We start from the raw sequence: 13,558 nt of genomic DNA, 5'->3' as shown, positions 1-13,558 counted from the left end.
ATCGACCCTGGAGCAGACCATGGTGAACCCCGCCGGACGGCCGGCCGAGCCCGCCCCCGCGACCCAGGCGCTGGTCGTCGGCGCGGGCCCCGTCGGACTGGCCGCCGCCCATGAACTCGCCCGCCGCGGACTGCGGGTGCGGCTGATCGACGCCGCACCGGGACCGGCCGCCACCAGCCGCGCCGTCGCCACTCATCCGCGCACCCTGGAGACGTACGACCAGATGGGCGTCGTCGACGACGTGCTGCCCCGCGGGCGCCGCAACCAGGCGTTCACCATGTACGCGGGGGGCCGGCGCCGGGTGCGGCTGCGGGCCGACTACGCGACGATGCCCACCCGCTACCCCTTCACGCTGATCATCGAGCAGACCGAGACCGAGGCGGCGCTGCGCGCGGCGGTGGCCCGGCTCGGGGTGCGGGTCGAATGGGGCGTGCGCCTGGCGGACCTCACCCAGGACGCCGCCGCGGTGCGCGCGAACCTGGTGCACGCCGACGGCCGCGAAGAGGTGTGCACGGCTTCCTGGCTGGTCGGCTGCGACGGCGGCCACAGCACCGTACGCAAACGCCTCGGCCTCGAACTCGTCGGCGAGAGCAGCGAGACGTGGATGCTCGCGGACGTGCCCGTCGACACCGAGGTGGAGCCCGACAGCATCTACTGGACGCACACCGGCGGCCAGGCCCTGATGATGGTGCCCTTCGCCCGCGAAGGACACTGGCGGATCCTGGACACCGTGCCCACCACGGCCGCGGCCGGGCCCGGCCGCACCGAGGAACTGCTCGCCGCCAAGCTCAGCGCGGGCTTCGGCCACCGGATCGGGGTCGGCACGGCCACCTGGACGTCCGTGTTCACCTTCCAGCAGCGGATGGTGGAGCGGATGCAGGACGGCCGGGTCATGGTGGCCGGCGATGCCGCGCACGTGCACAGCCCCGCCTCCGGGCAGGGCATGAACACCGGCATCCAGGAGGCGTACAACCTCGCCTGGAAGCTGGCCATGGTCGAACAGGGCCACGCCGGACGGGAGTTGCTGGAGACCTACAGCGAGGAGCGCGTCCCGATCGGCGCGGCACTCCTCGGCTCCACCCGCACCGCCACCACCCTGGTCCAGTTCAAGAACGCGCTCGCGGGCGTGGTCCTGCCCATCGCCCTGCGCGTCGTGAACACCATGCGGCCGCTGCGCCGGGCCGTGCAGCGCAAGGTGCTGGGCGGCATGTCGGGCCTGAAGATCGACTACGGCACGTCGTCGCTGACCACCCCCGAGTCCGACGCGCTCACCCACCTCGCGGACACCGGTTCCGTCCTGATGAGCGCCCGCGAGCCGGCCCGCGCTCCCGGCCCGGGCGCCCGCGCCGCCGCGGTCCCGGCGCCAGGACCGCTCGACCCGGCCGCCCCGGCCTTCGAGGCCTACCGCGCCGAACTGCGCGATCCGCGCTGGGCGTTGCTGCTCGCCGCGGGCGGCCGCGGACCGGGCGACGTCCCCGTCGGCGTCGCCGTCACGGCAGCCGCCCAGTACGGCGAGTGGCTGTCCGTGCGGACCGTCGGCGGCACCGGCTCCGACGGCCCCGCGCCGCTCGCCGACCCCGGCCGGCGGCTGCGCGCCGCGCTCGGCCTGCGCCCCGGCGCCTGGATCCTCGTCCGCCCCGACGGCTACGTCGCGGCCCGCGGCTCCCTGCTCACCCGGCCGGCCCTGCGCCGCGCCCTGGCCCCGCTGGTGGCCCCCGTCCCGCTCGCCGACGAGGCACGGCGCGAGCCGGCCCCCACCCTGCGCGCCACCACCCACGACTTCGAGGAGCACTGACATGCCCGACAACCACCCCGTCGCCCTGGTGACCGGAGCCACGAGCGGCATCGGCCTGGAGTCGGTCCGCCAGCTCGCCCGCACCGGGCACCGGGTCTTCCTGTGCGCCCGCACCGAGGAGGACGTCAAGCAGACCGTCGCGGACCTGCGCGCGGAGGGCCTCGACGTCGCGGGGCAGGCCGCCGACGTGCGCTCCCGTGACTCCGTGCGCGCCCTCGTGGCCGCGGCCGTGGAGACGTACGGACCCGTCAACGTGCTCGTCAACAACGCCGGGCGCAGCGGCGGCGGCGTCACCGCCGACCTCTCCGACGACCTCTGGTACGACGTCATCGACACCAACCTCAACAGCGTGTTCCTGGTGACCCGCGAGGTCATCAAGAACGGCGGCCTGGCCGACGCCGCGTACGGGCGGATCATCAACATCGCGTCCACCGCGGGCAAGCAGGGCGTCCTGCTCGGCGCCCCCTACAGCGCCTCCAAGCACGGTGTCGTCGGCTTCACCAAGGCCCTCGGCCGGGAGCTCGCCCCGCACGGCGTCACCGTCAACGCGGTCTGCCCCGGCTACGTGGAGACGCCGATGGCGCAGCGGGTGCGGCAGGGCTACGCGGCCGCCTGGGACACCACCGAGGAGGACGTGCAGACGCAGTTCGAGGCGAAGATCCCGCTCGGCCGCTACTCCACGCCCCAGGAGGTGGCCGCCCTGGTCGCGTACCTGGCCTCCGAGCCCGCCGCCTCGATCACCGCACAGGCGCTCAACGTCTGCGGCGGACTCGGCAACTACTGACCCTGTCCCTGTCCCTGTCCTTATCTCCGTCTCTGTTTCTGTCCCTGTCAAAGAAGTGAGGAAGACATGAACGTGGTGTCGATCGGGCGGGTGCATCGCACCACGCACTCCGTCCAGGTGGACGCGGCGGCCGGAGTCGTCTACGGGCTGATCTCCGACGCCGTGCAGTGGCCGCTGTACTTCCCGCCGAACGTGAACGTCGAACGGCTTGAGTTCGACGGCACGCATGAGCGGCTGCGGATGTGGGCCACGGCCAACGGCGAGGTCCGCTCGTGGATCTCCGAGCGGGTGCAGGACCCCCAGGAGCGGCGGATCGAGTTCCGGCAGACCGTGCCGCAGGCGCCCGTCGAGACCATGTACGGGACCTGGATCGTCGAGGAACGGCCGGGCGGCACCAGCCTGCTGACGCTGCTGCACGACTTCACGGTCGTCGGCGACCGCCCCGACGACGTGGCGTGGGTCGAGAGCGCCTGCGACACCAACTCCCGCGCCGAACTGGACAACATCAAGCGCCTCGCCGAGCGCTGGACGCGTCTGGACGAACTCGTCCTGTCCTTCGAGGACTCCGTACGGATCAACGGGCCGGCCGAGCTGGTCTACGACTTCCTGTACCGCGTGGGCGACTGGCCCGACCTCATCCCGCACGTCTCCCGCCTCGACCTCACCGAGGACAGCCCCGGCGTCCAGATCATGTCCATGGACACGCTGACGGCCGACGGCAGCACCCACACCACCGAGTCGGTACGGATCTGCTTCCCGCACGCCGGACGCATCGTCTACAAGCAGACGACCACGCCCGCCCTGATGGAGGCCCACACCGGCGAGTGGTCGGTCGTGCCCGACGAGACGGGCGTCACCGTCGTGTCCCAGCACAGCGTGGTGCTGCGCGAGGAGGCCGTGACGCGCGTCCTGGGCCCGGCCGCCGACCTGACCACGGCCCGCCGCTACGTGCGCCAGGCGCTCGGCCGGAACTCCACCGCCACGCTCGAACTGGCCCGGCAGCACGCCGAATCGGCGATCCACGTGCTGTGATGTCCAGGCTCCGGCCCCGCTCGAGCCGAGGGGACCAGGCTGGTGACGCCGGCGGCACCGGCCTGGTCGCGGACGACACGGCGGAAGGACGGAACCATCCATGGACAAGGACACGCTCAGGGGTACGGCTACCGGTGGGACCCGGGACCGGATCGCGCAGTACCTCTCCCGCTTCTTCCCGGTGCACGCCCTCGACGACGACGCCGACATCTTCGAACTCGGCTTCGTGAGCTCGATGTTCGCGATGCAGCTCGTCTCCTTCGTCGAGCAGGAATTCGGCATCACCGTCGAGGCGGATGACCTGGAGCTCGACCACTTCCGCTCCGTCAGCGCCCTCGACGCCTTCGTCACGCGCAAACTCGCCGCCCCTCTCGCGCGGTAGGCGCGGATGTCCCCCCGGCTGGAGCGCCCCATGCCCACCCCGACCGACCCGACCGACCCGACCGTCTGGAAGTACCCCGCGCCCGCCGCGCAGCCCGAGCGCGGGCGCGCGCCCGATCCCGAGCCGATCGCCATCGTCGGCATCGGCTGCCGGCTGCCGGGCGGCATCGACACCCCCGACGCGCTGTGGCAGGCCCTGCTCGACGGCGCCGACACGGGCGGCTTCCTCGACGACGTCACCGGGTTCGACGCGGACCTGTTCCGCATCCCGGCCGCCGAGGCCCGCCGCCTCGACCCCGCGCGGACCATCGCCCTGGAGACCTCCTGGGCCGCGCTGGAGGACGCCAGGATCGTCCACGACGCCGTCGCGCACGGCCGGACCGGTGTGTTCATGGGCACCACGGCGCCGACGGTCCCCGTCGCCATCGCCCACGCCCTCGAAGTCCCCGAAGGCCACCCGCTCGCCGTCGCCACCGCCTGCGGCTCCTCGCTCGCCGCCGTCCACCTCGCCGTGCGCGCCCTGCGCGACGGAGCGGCGGACCTGGCCCTCGCGGGCGGCGTCAGCGCGCCGCCCGGCCCGCGGACCACCCGTTCCGTACGCGACGAGGGCTGCGGCATCCTCGTACTGCGGCGGCTGTCCGACGCGCTCGCCGCCGGAGACCGCGTCCACGCCCTGATCCGCGACAGCGCCCCCGCGGACGACCCGGCCCGCATCCTGCCCCTCGCCCCCGCCGAGATCCAGGTCGGCGACGGGGGCGAGGGCGGCTCGGACGGGGTCGTGGGCGTCGTGGCCCTGACGAAGGCCGCGCTCGCCCTGCACCACGGCGAGCTCCCGGCCGGCCTGCACACCGGCGCCGACCGCACCCCGTGGCCGGGCGACGCCCGCCGCCACGCCGTGGTCAGCGGCACCGGCACCCACGTGACCCTGGAAGAACCCCCGCACCGGCCACGGCTGTTCGTCCCGCTCGCCGCCGACAGCGCGAGCGGCCTGCGCGCGGCCGCCGACGAACTGACCCGCCGGGTCCGCGCGGGCGGCTCCTGGTACGCGCCCGAACTCCTCGGCCGCGCCACCGGCACGCACCGCACCGTCGCCACCGTCGACCGCACCGGCGAACTGGCCGACGCGCTGCGCACCCATGTCGACCGGCACGCCCGGTCCGGCGCCGCCCGGCCGGACGCGCTCGCCTACTGCTTCTCCGGGCGCGGCGGCGAATGGCTCGGCATGGGCCGCGACCTGCTCGGCGAACCCGCCTTCCGGGCCGCGCTCGACGCCTGCGACCGGGCCCTGCTGCCGTTCACCGGCTGGTCGGTCACCGCGGAACTCCTCGCCGGGCCCGACACCTCGCGCCTGGCGCGCGCCGACGTCGTCCAGCCCGTCCTGTTCGCCCTCCAGACATCCGTCGCCCGCACCCTGAGCGCCTGGGGCGTCGAGCCCACCGTCGTCCTCGGACAGGGCACCGGCGAAGTGGCGGCCGCGGTCGTCGCGGGCGCGCTGCCGCTCGCCGAGGGCGCCCGCCTGATCACCGCCTGGTCCCGGCGCAGCGCCCAACGTGCTTGCCTGGCACCGGAGTTGAGAAGGTCCTTGGGCGCGTTGCGCAACGGCCCCGGCACGATCCCGTTCTGGTCGACGAGCACCGGCGGATACGTCGACGGCGCGGACCTCGACGCCGGGTACTGGGCGCGCGGCATGCGCAGCCACGCCCGCCTCGCCGACGCCACCCGCGCGCTCGCGGACGGACGGAGGCTGCGCGTCGTCGAGATCACCCCGCATCCGGTGGCCCGCCTCGCGCTGCGGCGCGGCCTCGACCGGGCCGGCGGCGACCAGCCGCGCATCCTGAGCACCGGCCACCGCGACCGCCCGGCCCGCCAGGCCCTGGAGGACGTGGCCGCCGCACTGTGGTGCGACGGCACCGACGTCGACTGGGGCGCCGTCACCGGCCGTCGCCGGCGCCGTGCCGCGGCCGGGCCGGTCGCCGTCACCGTCTCCGGCCGCACCGCACGGGCCCGCGCGGACAACGCGGCCCGGCTCGCCGACCGCCTCGACGGCACACCCGACGCGGGACTCCCCGACGTGGCGTACACCGCCGCCCGGCACCGCCCCCACCTGGAGCACCGGGCCGGCGTCGTCGCATCGTCGGCCGCGGAGGCGGCGCTGGCCCTGCGCGCCCTCGCCCACGACCGCGGCCACCCCGACCTCGTCACGGGGACGGCGGTCACGGGACCCGGCCTCGCCCTGCTCTTCCCCGGCCAGGACGGTCGGCAAAGCGGCGTGGGACGGGAGTTGTACGCGCACTTCCCCGCGTACCGGCAGGCCCTCGACGAGGTGTGCGCCGCGCTCGACCCGCATCTGCGCCTGCCGTTGGTGGCGGTGCTGTTCGCCGCGCAGGACGGCCCCGACGCGGCGCTGATCCACGAACCGGAGTTCGCCCGGCCCGCCCTGTTCGCCGTCGAGGTCGCGCTGTACCGGCTCTGGCAGTCGTGGGGCGTGACACCGTCCGCGGTGGCCGGCCACGGAGCGGGGGAGGTGGCCGCCGCGCACGTGGCGGGCGCCCTCGGCCTGACGGACGCGGCACGGCTCGTCGCGGCGTCGCGCGGCTTGCGCTCCCCGCACCGGGGCGCGGTGCCGGACGAGTTCGCGCGGGCCGTCGCCGCGTGCGCGTTCCGCGAACCGTCCATCGCGTGGGTGTCGGCGGTGACGGGCGGCCCGGCGTCGGCCGGCGAGGTGGCGGACCCCGCGTACTGGGTGCGCGACACCGGGCGGTTCGCGGACGCCGTACGCACCCTGGAGCGCTCCGGGGTGGGCCGCTTCGTGGAGTGCGGGCCCGCCGCGACGCCCGCCACGACCGGTGCGTCGTGCGTGCGGGAACCGGCCGTCCTCGTGGCGTCGCAGGACGCGGCGCGCGACCCGGACGAACCCCTGGGCGAAGTGCGGGCGCTGGTCCGGGCACTGGGCGCGCTGCACGTGGCGGGACAGGCCATCGCCTGGGAGCGGGTGTTCGCCACCGGTGCCCCGGTCGATCTGCCGATCTATGCTTTCCAGCGCGAGCCGGCACCCGCGGCTCGCCACCGGGTTTCAGCACGACCGGAGCGTGATCACTCATCGAGCGACGTTCAAGTGAGCGTCCAGCTCCGGTCGTGACAGTGGTGATGCCGTGCACTTCCGGCAGGGCTGATCCTTACGGCAAGGAGAACCGCATGACCGAGACTCCGCAGAGCAACCGCGGCGAGGGCGACGACGCGGAAACGGTTCGCGCGAAATTCAAGGAGGCGCTGGAGCGCAAGTCGCGGGCCTCGCAGGCCAAGCAGGCACACGAAGAAGGCCGCGCCAAGGTCAAGAACATGGGCAACAACCCCGCAGGCCAGAAGCGAAACTTCCGCCGTAAGACCGGCTGACCGACGACCTCTTCCGGACCATGCTGCGGTACCCCGACCCCGGGGTGCCGCAGCTTTTTTGCGGACCGTGCCGCCCACGGAACCGCTGGAGAACCGCCGGAGAACCGCCGCACGAGCGCCGGAGCATCTGTCGAGGGCACCTCCACCCGGACTCGAGGGGAGCCGTGGAAGGTCTGGATACGGGTGCGCACGCTGCGCCCCGGTGCCGTGCGACGAGGGAGCTGACCACCGCCGCCATGACCATCACCGCCGAGATCATCCACCCCCCGGGCGCGCCGTTCGGACGGACGGAGGCGGACGCCCACGCGCGAGCCGCGCGGCTCGAGGCGCTGCTGGGCGACCCCTACGACCCGGCGAACCCGCACGGCCTGCAGGCGCTGTTCGCCGCCGACGACCGGGGCGAGCCGCCCGCCGCGACCGAGACCCTGCTCGCCGGGGCGGGCTTCGGCGCCGAACTGGTGCCCGCCGCCCACGGCGGCCTGCTCACCCGCGCCGACCTGCTGGCACGCGCCCTGCGGCCCGTCTTCCGGCGCGACGTCGCCCTCGGCTTCGGCTACGGGATCACCTCGCTGTTCGCCGCCGGCGCCGTCTGGACGTCGGGCACCGCGCGGCAGCGCCAGGACGTCGCCGACCTGCTCCTGAACGGCGGCCGGGCGACGATCCTGCACCACGAACTCGCTCACGCCAATGCGATCCTGCGCCACGAGTTCAGCGCCCGCCGCACCGCCGACGGCTACCGGCTCGACGGCCGCAAGGACGTCATCATCAACGCGGCCCGCGCCGACCTCCAGGTCGTCTACGCCCGCACCGACGCGGCCCGCGGACCCCGCAGCCACTCCGTCCTCCTCCTCGACCCCGACCGGGCCGGGTCCGGCCACGTGCAGCGACTGCCGCGCGTGGCGCTGCCCGGCATGCGCGGCGCGCTCTTCTCCGGCCTGGAGTTCACCGACTGCCCCGTCCCCGCCGAAGCGCTGGTCGGCGCCGAAGGAGACGGAGTGGGCGTCGCCCTGCGGGTGTTCCAGGTCAACCGGAGCGTGATCTGCGGCGTCGTCACCTCGGCCGTCGGCACCGTGCTGCACTCCGCCGTGCGGGCCGTCACCGAAGGACGCACCGCACCGGTGGCCAAGCGCTGGCACAAGCCGCTCGCCGGCGTCTTCGCCGACCTGCTGGCCTGCGACGCCATGGCCACGGTCGTGCTGCGGGCCCTGTCCCTCCTGCCGACCCAGGCCCACGTCTACGCCGCCGCCGTCAAGTACGTGGTGCCCGACCTGCTCCGCGAGGACCTGGAGGAACTCGCCACCGTCCTCGGCGCGCGCGGCTACGACCACGCCAGCCCCGTCTACGGCGCGCTCGACAAGCTCGTGCGCGACCTGCCCGTCGCCGGACTCGGCCACGCGGGCAGCGCCTCCTGCCAGGCGGTGCTCGTGCCCCAGCTGCGCGGTCTCGCCGAACGTTCCTGGTTCGCCGAGGAGGAACCGCCGCCCCAGCTGTTCCGCTCCGGCAGCGAACTGCCCGACCTGGACTACGGGTTGCTCGGCATCGCCGGCGGCGGCGACTTCATGGCCGCCTCCCTGGTGGGCAGCGCCGACCGGCTCGCCCCCGCACGCGGCACGTCCGGCACCCTCGGCGCCCTCGCCGACCTCGCCGAGGCGTTCCGCACCGAACTGCGCGCCCTGCGCGAACAGTGCCGGCGCCTGCCGACGTCCGGCGCCGCCCTCACCGACCCGGCGGTGGTCGTGCTCAGCGACCGCTACGCAGGGGTCGTCGGCGCCGCCGGAGTCCTCGGCATCTGGGAGCACCAGGACGGCAGCGACCCGTTCCTCGCCGATCCGGCGTGGGCCGTCCTCGCCCTGTCCCGGCTCGCCGGCCGGCTCGGCATCCCCGTGCCCGACCTGCCCGACAGCGTCCACGCGCAGCTGCTCGACGAACTCGTCCGCCGCCACCGGGACGGCCTCAGCTGCGACCTCGACGCGGTCTCCCACGCGCCATGACACCCCGCCACGACGCTCCAGGGAAGGAAGGCCCCTTGACGACCGTCATCCCCGGCGGCGCCGACCGCATCAGCACACCGCTCCACGTCAGCGGCCCTGACGCCCCGTGGCACCGGGTACGCGAGTCCATGGACCGCTACGGCAACGCCGTCGTCCACACCACCTGGGGCGAATGGCTCACCGCCGCCGTCACGGAACCCTCGCTGCGCCCGCTGCTCGGCCGCGACTGGCCGCGCTACCGCCGCACGGCCGACCCCACCGTCCGCTACCGCTTCGTCGCCTCCCGCCTCGCCACCAAGTACACGGCCGCCGCCGCCCTGCACACCGACCCGGTCGAGCTCGACCTCGCGTACAAGATCGGCGGCCGCCCGTACCTGCGGGGCCTCGACCAGATCGACGTGAGCCTCACCCACACCGACGATCTGATCGCCGTCGGCGTCAGCCGGGACGGCCGCATCGGCGTCGACGCCGAACCCGCCGACCGCCGCATGTCGTACGACCTGCTCAGCGGCCACGTCCTCACCCCCGCCGAGCGCGCGGACCTCGACCCCCTCGACGACGCCGACCGCACCGCCGCCATGCTGCGCCTGTGGACCCTGAAGGAGGCCTACACCAAGGCGCTGGGGCAGGGACTGCGGCTCGGCTTCACCGAGTTCGGCTTCGGCGTCGGCAGCGGCGATCTGCTCGCCCCCGACGGCAGGCCCGCCGCCCGGGGCGAATGGTCCTTCGCCACCCACCGCGTCCTCGGCCGCTACATGCTCAGCGTGGCCCGGCACGACGCCGGCCTGGACACCTCCCGCGACACGGCGGCCCGCACCATGCTCGACGAGGGCTTCATGGGCGCCGTCACCGAACTCCTCGACGTCGACCGGTACTGACGACCGGCCGACCGGTACTGACGACGACCGCCGCGGGGCGGGCACCGGGCCGCGGCCCGGCACCCGCCCCGCGGCGGGCCGCCTCAGGCGGTCGAGGGCGCCGCCTCCACCGGGCGGGCCCGGCCCAGCTCCCGCTCGGTGCGCCGCAGCACGATCGAATCGGCGATCTCACCGCTGCGCACCGCGATGTTCGACAGCAGGGACGACGTCAGACCGTGACTGTGCTCGGTGCCGCCCTGCAGATAGACACCGCAGGTCAGCCCTGACGTACTGACCAGGCGATAGTCCCGCTCCACCCGGTGCCGGCCCGCCGCGTCGCGCGCGAAGTGCCGGTCGAAGTCGCCCAGCAGGTGGGACGGGTCGAGACCGTCGTAGCCGGTCGCGAACACCAGCGCGTCGACGGCGAGTTCCTCCGTCCGGTCGTCGAGCAGCGAGCGCAGCACCACCCGGGTGCCGCTCCCGGCCCGCTTCACCTCGGCGACCCGCGTGAGGTTGCGGAAGTGCAGCCGCCGGCTGCCGCGCACCTGCTCGTCGTACGAGCGCTGGTACAGGTCCCGGATGACGTCGGAGTCGACCACCGAGTAGTTGGTGTTGCGGTGGTAGCGCCAGAACGCGTCCTGCGCCCGCTCGGTGCCGAAGTAGTACTCGTCCACCGCGCCCGGGTCGAACACCTGGTTGGCGAAGGGGGTGTCGTCGGCGATGGAGTAGCCGTACGACGGGATGATCGCGGACACCTCGGCGTGCGGCAGCGCGTCGTGCAGGAAGCGGGTGATCTCCGCCGCGCTCTGGCCGGCGCCGACCACCGCCACGCTCTTGAGGTCGTCCGGCGCCTGCGCGTTGAACCGGCTCAGGAACTGCGAGCTGTGCCACACCCGTTCGTCGGCGGTCACGCCCTCCGGCAGGCGCGGCACCAGGCCCGTCGAGATCGCCACGTTGCGCGCGGTGACCACACGGGTGGTGCCGTCGCCGCCGCGCACCTCGACCTCCAGGAGACCGGAGCCCTGCCCGCCGTCCTCGTCCACCGGCCGGATCGAGGTGACCTCGGCGCCGAACGAGACCCGGTCGCGGAGGCCGGCGGCCGCCCACTCCAGGTACTGGTGGAATTCCTGTCGGGTCGGGAAGAAGTCCTGGTTGTTCACGAACTGCACCAGCCGGTTCGAGGCGTGCAGATACGAGACGAAGCTGAACCGGGACATCGGGTTCCTGAAGGTCGCCAGGTCCTTGAGGAACGAGATCTGCATGGTCGTCGACGGCAGCAGCATGTTCCGGTGCCAGCCGAACGAGGGCTGACGCTCGAAGAAATGAGACGTGACCGGATGCTGCGGAGCGCTCGTCCCGTGCTCCTCCAAGGCGATCGCGAGCGAGAGGTTGGACGGGCCGAACCCGATACCGACCACGTCGAAGATCTCCCCGCTGCGCCTGCCCGTTATGCCCATAGAAAATTCTCCCGTTCGCGTCTGGAAAACTCGTCCTGTGGCCCGAGAGACCCGTCCCCAGTGTTGCCCCGGAGAACGGCCAGAAAGCAACTTGAAGACCGAACGAGGCCCGATTGAGCGCCACTTGAGCCGCTCGATATCCGAAAGCGTTGTCCCGTCGACGGGACAACGGTACGGTCGGCGCGAATTCTCAACCGCTCTGCGTGGCGCGGCCTACGGCGCAGACGCCCGGAGCAATGCGATCAGCCATGCCCCGTGCCGGCCCCGTGCCGGAGCCATGCCCTGAGCCAATTGCTGAAAGGGTCGATCCATATGTTCGTGCCCAGCTTCTACCGCGAACCGGACCATTCGTGGATGGTGGACCTGATCCGCGGCAATCCCCTGGCGCTCGCCGTGACCAACGGCAGTCCGGAGACCGGTCCCTACGCCACCCACCTGCCGGTCATCTTCGACCCCGAGACGTCCGGCGACCCGACCGGCGAGCTGCCCGGGACCACCCTGCTCGGGCACCTGAACCGGGCGAATCCGCACTGGGCGGCACTGGAGACGGGCAGCGTCCTGCTGCTGACGTTCACCGGACCGCACTCCTACGTGTCGCCCACCGTGTACGAGAAGTCGCCGGCGGCCCCGACCTGGAACTTCACCGCGGTGCACGTCCGGGGCGTGGTCGAGAAGATCGACTCGACGGAGGAGACGCTGGGCGTGGTGCAGTCCACCGTGCGCGCCTTCGAGGGGGCGTTCGGCAACGGCTGGGACATGACCGAGTCGCTCGGCTACTTCCGCAAGATCGTGCCCGCCGTCGGGGCCTTCCGGTTCCGGGTGACCGGCGCCGAGGGCATGTTCAAGCTCAGCCAGGAGCAGCCCTGCGAGGTGCGCGAGCGGGTGCGGGACTCGTTCGGGCAGAGCGCGTGCACGTACCGGCGCGAGACCGCCGGCCTGATGAGCCGGCTGCCCTGACCCGCCGGGGGCCGGTGGGCCGGGGCCTCAGGCGCTGATGGCCACCGGCCGGGCCCGCTCGGCGAGCCCCTCCGTCCGCGCGCTCTTGAGCTGCGCGACCTCCTTGCGGTCCTCCAGCGCGACGAGGTCCTCCAGGGCGTTCTCGGCCGCACTGTCCAGCGTGTTCAGCACCCACTGCTCGAAGTCGACGCCCAACTGCTCGGCGGCCTTGTACCACCACTGCAACCGGCTGCCGGGGAGGTCCAGGCGGTGGCTCTGCTCGACGGGCGCGCAGGGCGGCTGCTGGCTCTGGCGCGCGGCCCGGATCGCGCCGCGCAACTGCTTGGTGGTCCACTGCCGTTGCTCGGCCCGGTCGAGCCAGCGGTCCTGCTCGCCCACCGGCATCGACGCCAGCTCGGCGTGGTGCTGGAAGCTCAGCGTGGGCCGGCGCCGGGCGAGCACGAAGCGGCGGGAGACCCACGCGTAGTTGCGCAGGGTCTGGTACGAGAGACCGGCGGCGCGGATCCCGCGCTGGTACCGGTCGGTGTAGTGGTCCTTGCCGTAGACGAGCCAGTCGCCCAGCCACCAGGACGACGAGTCGAGGACGTCGGCGAGCTGGCGCCCGGCCCGCTCCCAGTCGTCGTAGCCCATCACGGTCGGCAGCTGCAGGCCCACCTTGGTCGTCAGCACCTGGCCCCGGTGCGGCGGGGGTTGCAGGAGAGCGGTTGCCGGGCCGCCACGCGACCCTGAGGTTTGACCGGCCTGACGCGCCATCATGCCTCCATGGGAAGGGTGCACATAACCGGCGAGAAGTGTTGCGAGGCGGGCTGGAGCGGCGCTCGAACCCTTGCCCAGTGAGTCTTGAGCGAAGGGCAGGCCGTCGTCAGGCCGGACTGCACCCGGCCCGGACGCGGCCTGCCCCGGCGGCGGAG

General features: G+C 73.5%; 11 protein-coding genes. 9 read left to right on the top strand and 2 right to left on the bottom strand.

Going from position 1 to position 13,558, the window contains the following annotated elements; all coding sequences use genetic code 11:
- Positions 1 to 19: 19 nt before the first annotated feature.
- The 8 genes from M4J07_RS17340 to M4J07_RS17305 all read left to right on the top strand — a co-directional run bounded on the left by M4J07_RS17340 (position 20) and on the right by M4J07_RS17305 (position 10,254).
- The gene (locus tag M4J07_RS17340) at positions 20 to 1,795 is read left to right on the top strand and encodes an FAD-dependent oxidoreductase (RefSeq protein ID WP_255972852.1); all 1,776 of its coding nucleotides are present in this window, start codon (positions 20 to 22) and stop codon (positions 1,793 to 1,795) included.
- A 1-nt stretch (position 1,796) separates the two neighbouring features.
- Positions 1,797 to 2,579 (top strand): SDR family NAD(P)-dependent oxidoreductase, encoded by a 783-nt coding sequence (locus M4J07_RS17335; protein WP_255972850.1) that lies wholly within the window; start codon positions 1,797 to 1,799, stop codon positions 2,577 to 2,579.
- Positions 2,580 to 2,654: 75 nt separating this feature from the next.
- On the top strand, positions 2,655 to 3,611 hold the full coding sequence (locus tag M4J07_RS17330; protein WP_308284755.1) for an aromatase/cyclase: 957 nt from the start codon (positions 2,655 to 2,657) through the stop codon (positions 3,609 to 3,611).
- A 100-nt stretch (positions 3,612 to 3,711) separates the two neighbouring features.
- Positions 3,712 to 3,993, top strand: coding sequence for an acyl carrier protein (locus M4J07_RS17325; protein WP_255972847.1), 282 nt, complete (start codon positions 3,712 to 3,714; stop codon positions 3,991 to 3,993).
- Between the two features lie 30 nt (positions 3,994 to 4,023).
- Entirely contained in the window at positions 4,024 to 7,131 is a 3,108-nt protein-coding gene (locus M4J07_RS17320; protein WP_255972845.1) for an acyltransferase domain-containing protein, read from the top strand.
- Positions 7,132 to 7,187: 56 nt separating this feature from the next.
- A complete protein-coding gene (locus M4J07_RS17315; protein ID WP_255972843.1) occupies positions 7,188 to 7,385 on the top strand; it encodes a DUF5302 domain-containing protein in 198 nt (65 codons plus the stop codon).
- Positions 7,386 to 7,621: 236 nt separating this feature from the next.
- Entirely contained in the window at positions 7,622 to 9,376 is a 1,755-nt protein-coding gene (locus tag M4J07_RS17310) for an acyl-CoA dehydrogenase (protein WP_255972841.1), read from the top strand.
- A gap of 35 nt (positions 9,377 to 9,411) precedes the next feature.
- A complete protein-coding gene (locus tag M4J07_RS17305; RefSeq protein ID WP_255972839.1) occupies positions 9,412 to 10,254 on the top strand; it encodes a 4'-phosphopantetheinyl transferase family protein in 843 nt (280 codons plus the stop codon).
- An 83-nt stretch (positions 10,255 to 10,337) separates the two neighbouring features.
- Here M4J07_RS17305 and M4J07_RS17300 read toward each other — a convergent pair whose 3' ends face one another.
- Positions 10,338 to 11,690 (bottom strand): lysine N(6)-hydroxylase/L-ornithine N(5)-oxygenase family protein, encoded by a 1,353-nt coding sequence (locus M4J07_RS17300; protein ID WP_255972837.1) that lies wholly within the window; start codon positions 11,688 to 11,690, stop codon positions 10,338 to 10,340.
- Positions 11,691 to 12,002: 312 nt separating this feature from the next.
- On the opposite strand from M4J07_RS17300, the gene M4J07_RS17295 reads away from it, so the two are divergent.
- Entirely contained in the window at positions 12,003 to 12,647 is a 645-nt protein-coding gene (locus M4J07_RS17295; protein WP_305127821.1) for an FMN-binding negative transcriptional regulator, read from the top strand.
- A 27-nt stretch (positions 12,648 to 12,674) separates the two neighbouring features.
- Here the strand turns inward: M4J07_RS17295 and M4J07_RS17290 are convergent, their stop codons facing one another.
- Positions 12,675 to 13,316 carry an LmbU family transcriptional regulator gene (locus M4J07_RS17290; protein WP_255972833.1) on the bottom strand — a complete coding sequence of 214 codons (642 nt, stop codon included), beginning with the start codon at positions 13,314 to 13,316 and terminating at the stop codon, positions 12,675 to 12,677.
- Positions 13,317 to 13,558 lie beyond the last annotated feature (242 nt).

This window comes from Streptomyces longispororuber (assembly GCF_024448165.1).
Lineage (GTDB): Bacteria > Actinomycetota > Actinomycetes > Streptomycetales > Streptomycetaceae > Streptomyces > Streptomyces longispororuber_A.
The sequence above is the reverse complement of the archived record's forward strand: the minus strand, read 5'-3'. Positions and strand labels throughout refer to the sequence as shown.

Coding starts and splice junctions, on each gene's coding strand:
- M4J07_RS17335 (WP_255972850.1), top strand. CDS start 1,797: ATGCCCGACAACCACCCCGTCGCCCTGGTGACCGGAGCCACGAGCGGC.
- M4J07_RS17315 (WP_255972843.1), top strand. CDS start 7,188: ATGACCGAGACTCCGCAGAGCAACCGCGGCGAGGGCGACGACGCGGAA.
- M4J07_RS17325 (WP_255972847.1), top strand. CDS start 3,712: ATGGACAAGGACACGCTCAGGGGTACGGCTACCGGTGGGACCCGGGAC.
- M4J07_RS17300 (WP_255972837.1), bottom strand. CDS start 11,690: ATGGGCATAACGGGCAGGCGCAGCGGGGAGATCTTCGACGTGGTCGGT.
- M4J07_RS17295 (WP_305127821.1), top strand. CDS start 12,003: ATGTTCGTGCCCAGCTTCTACCGCGAACCGGACCATTCGTGGATGGTG.
- M4J07_RS17310 (WP_255972841.1), top strand. CDS start 7,622: ATGACCATCACCGCCGAGATCATCCACCCCCCGGGCGCGCCGTTCGGA.
- M4J07_RS17320 (WP_255972845.1), top strand. CDS start 4,024: ATGCCCACCCCGACCGACCCGACCGACCCGACCGTCTGGAAGTACCCC.
- M4J07_RS17340 (WP_255972852.1), top strand. CDS start 20: ATGGTGAACCCCGCCGGACGGCCGGCCGAGCCCGCCCCCGCGACCCAG.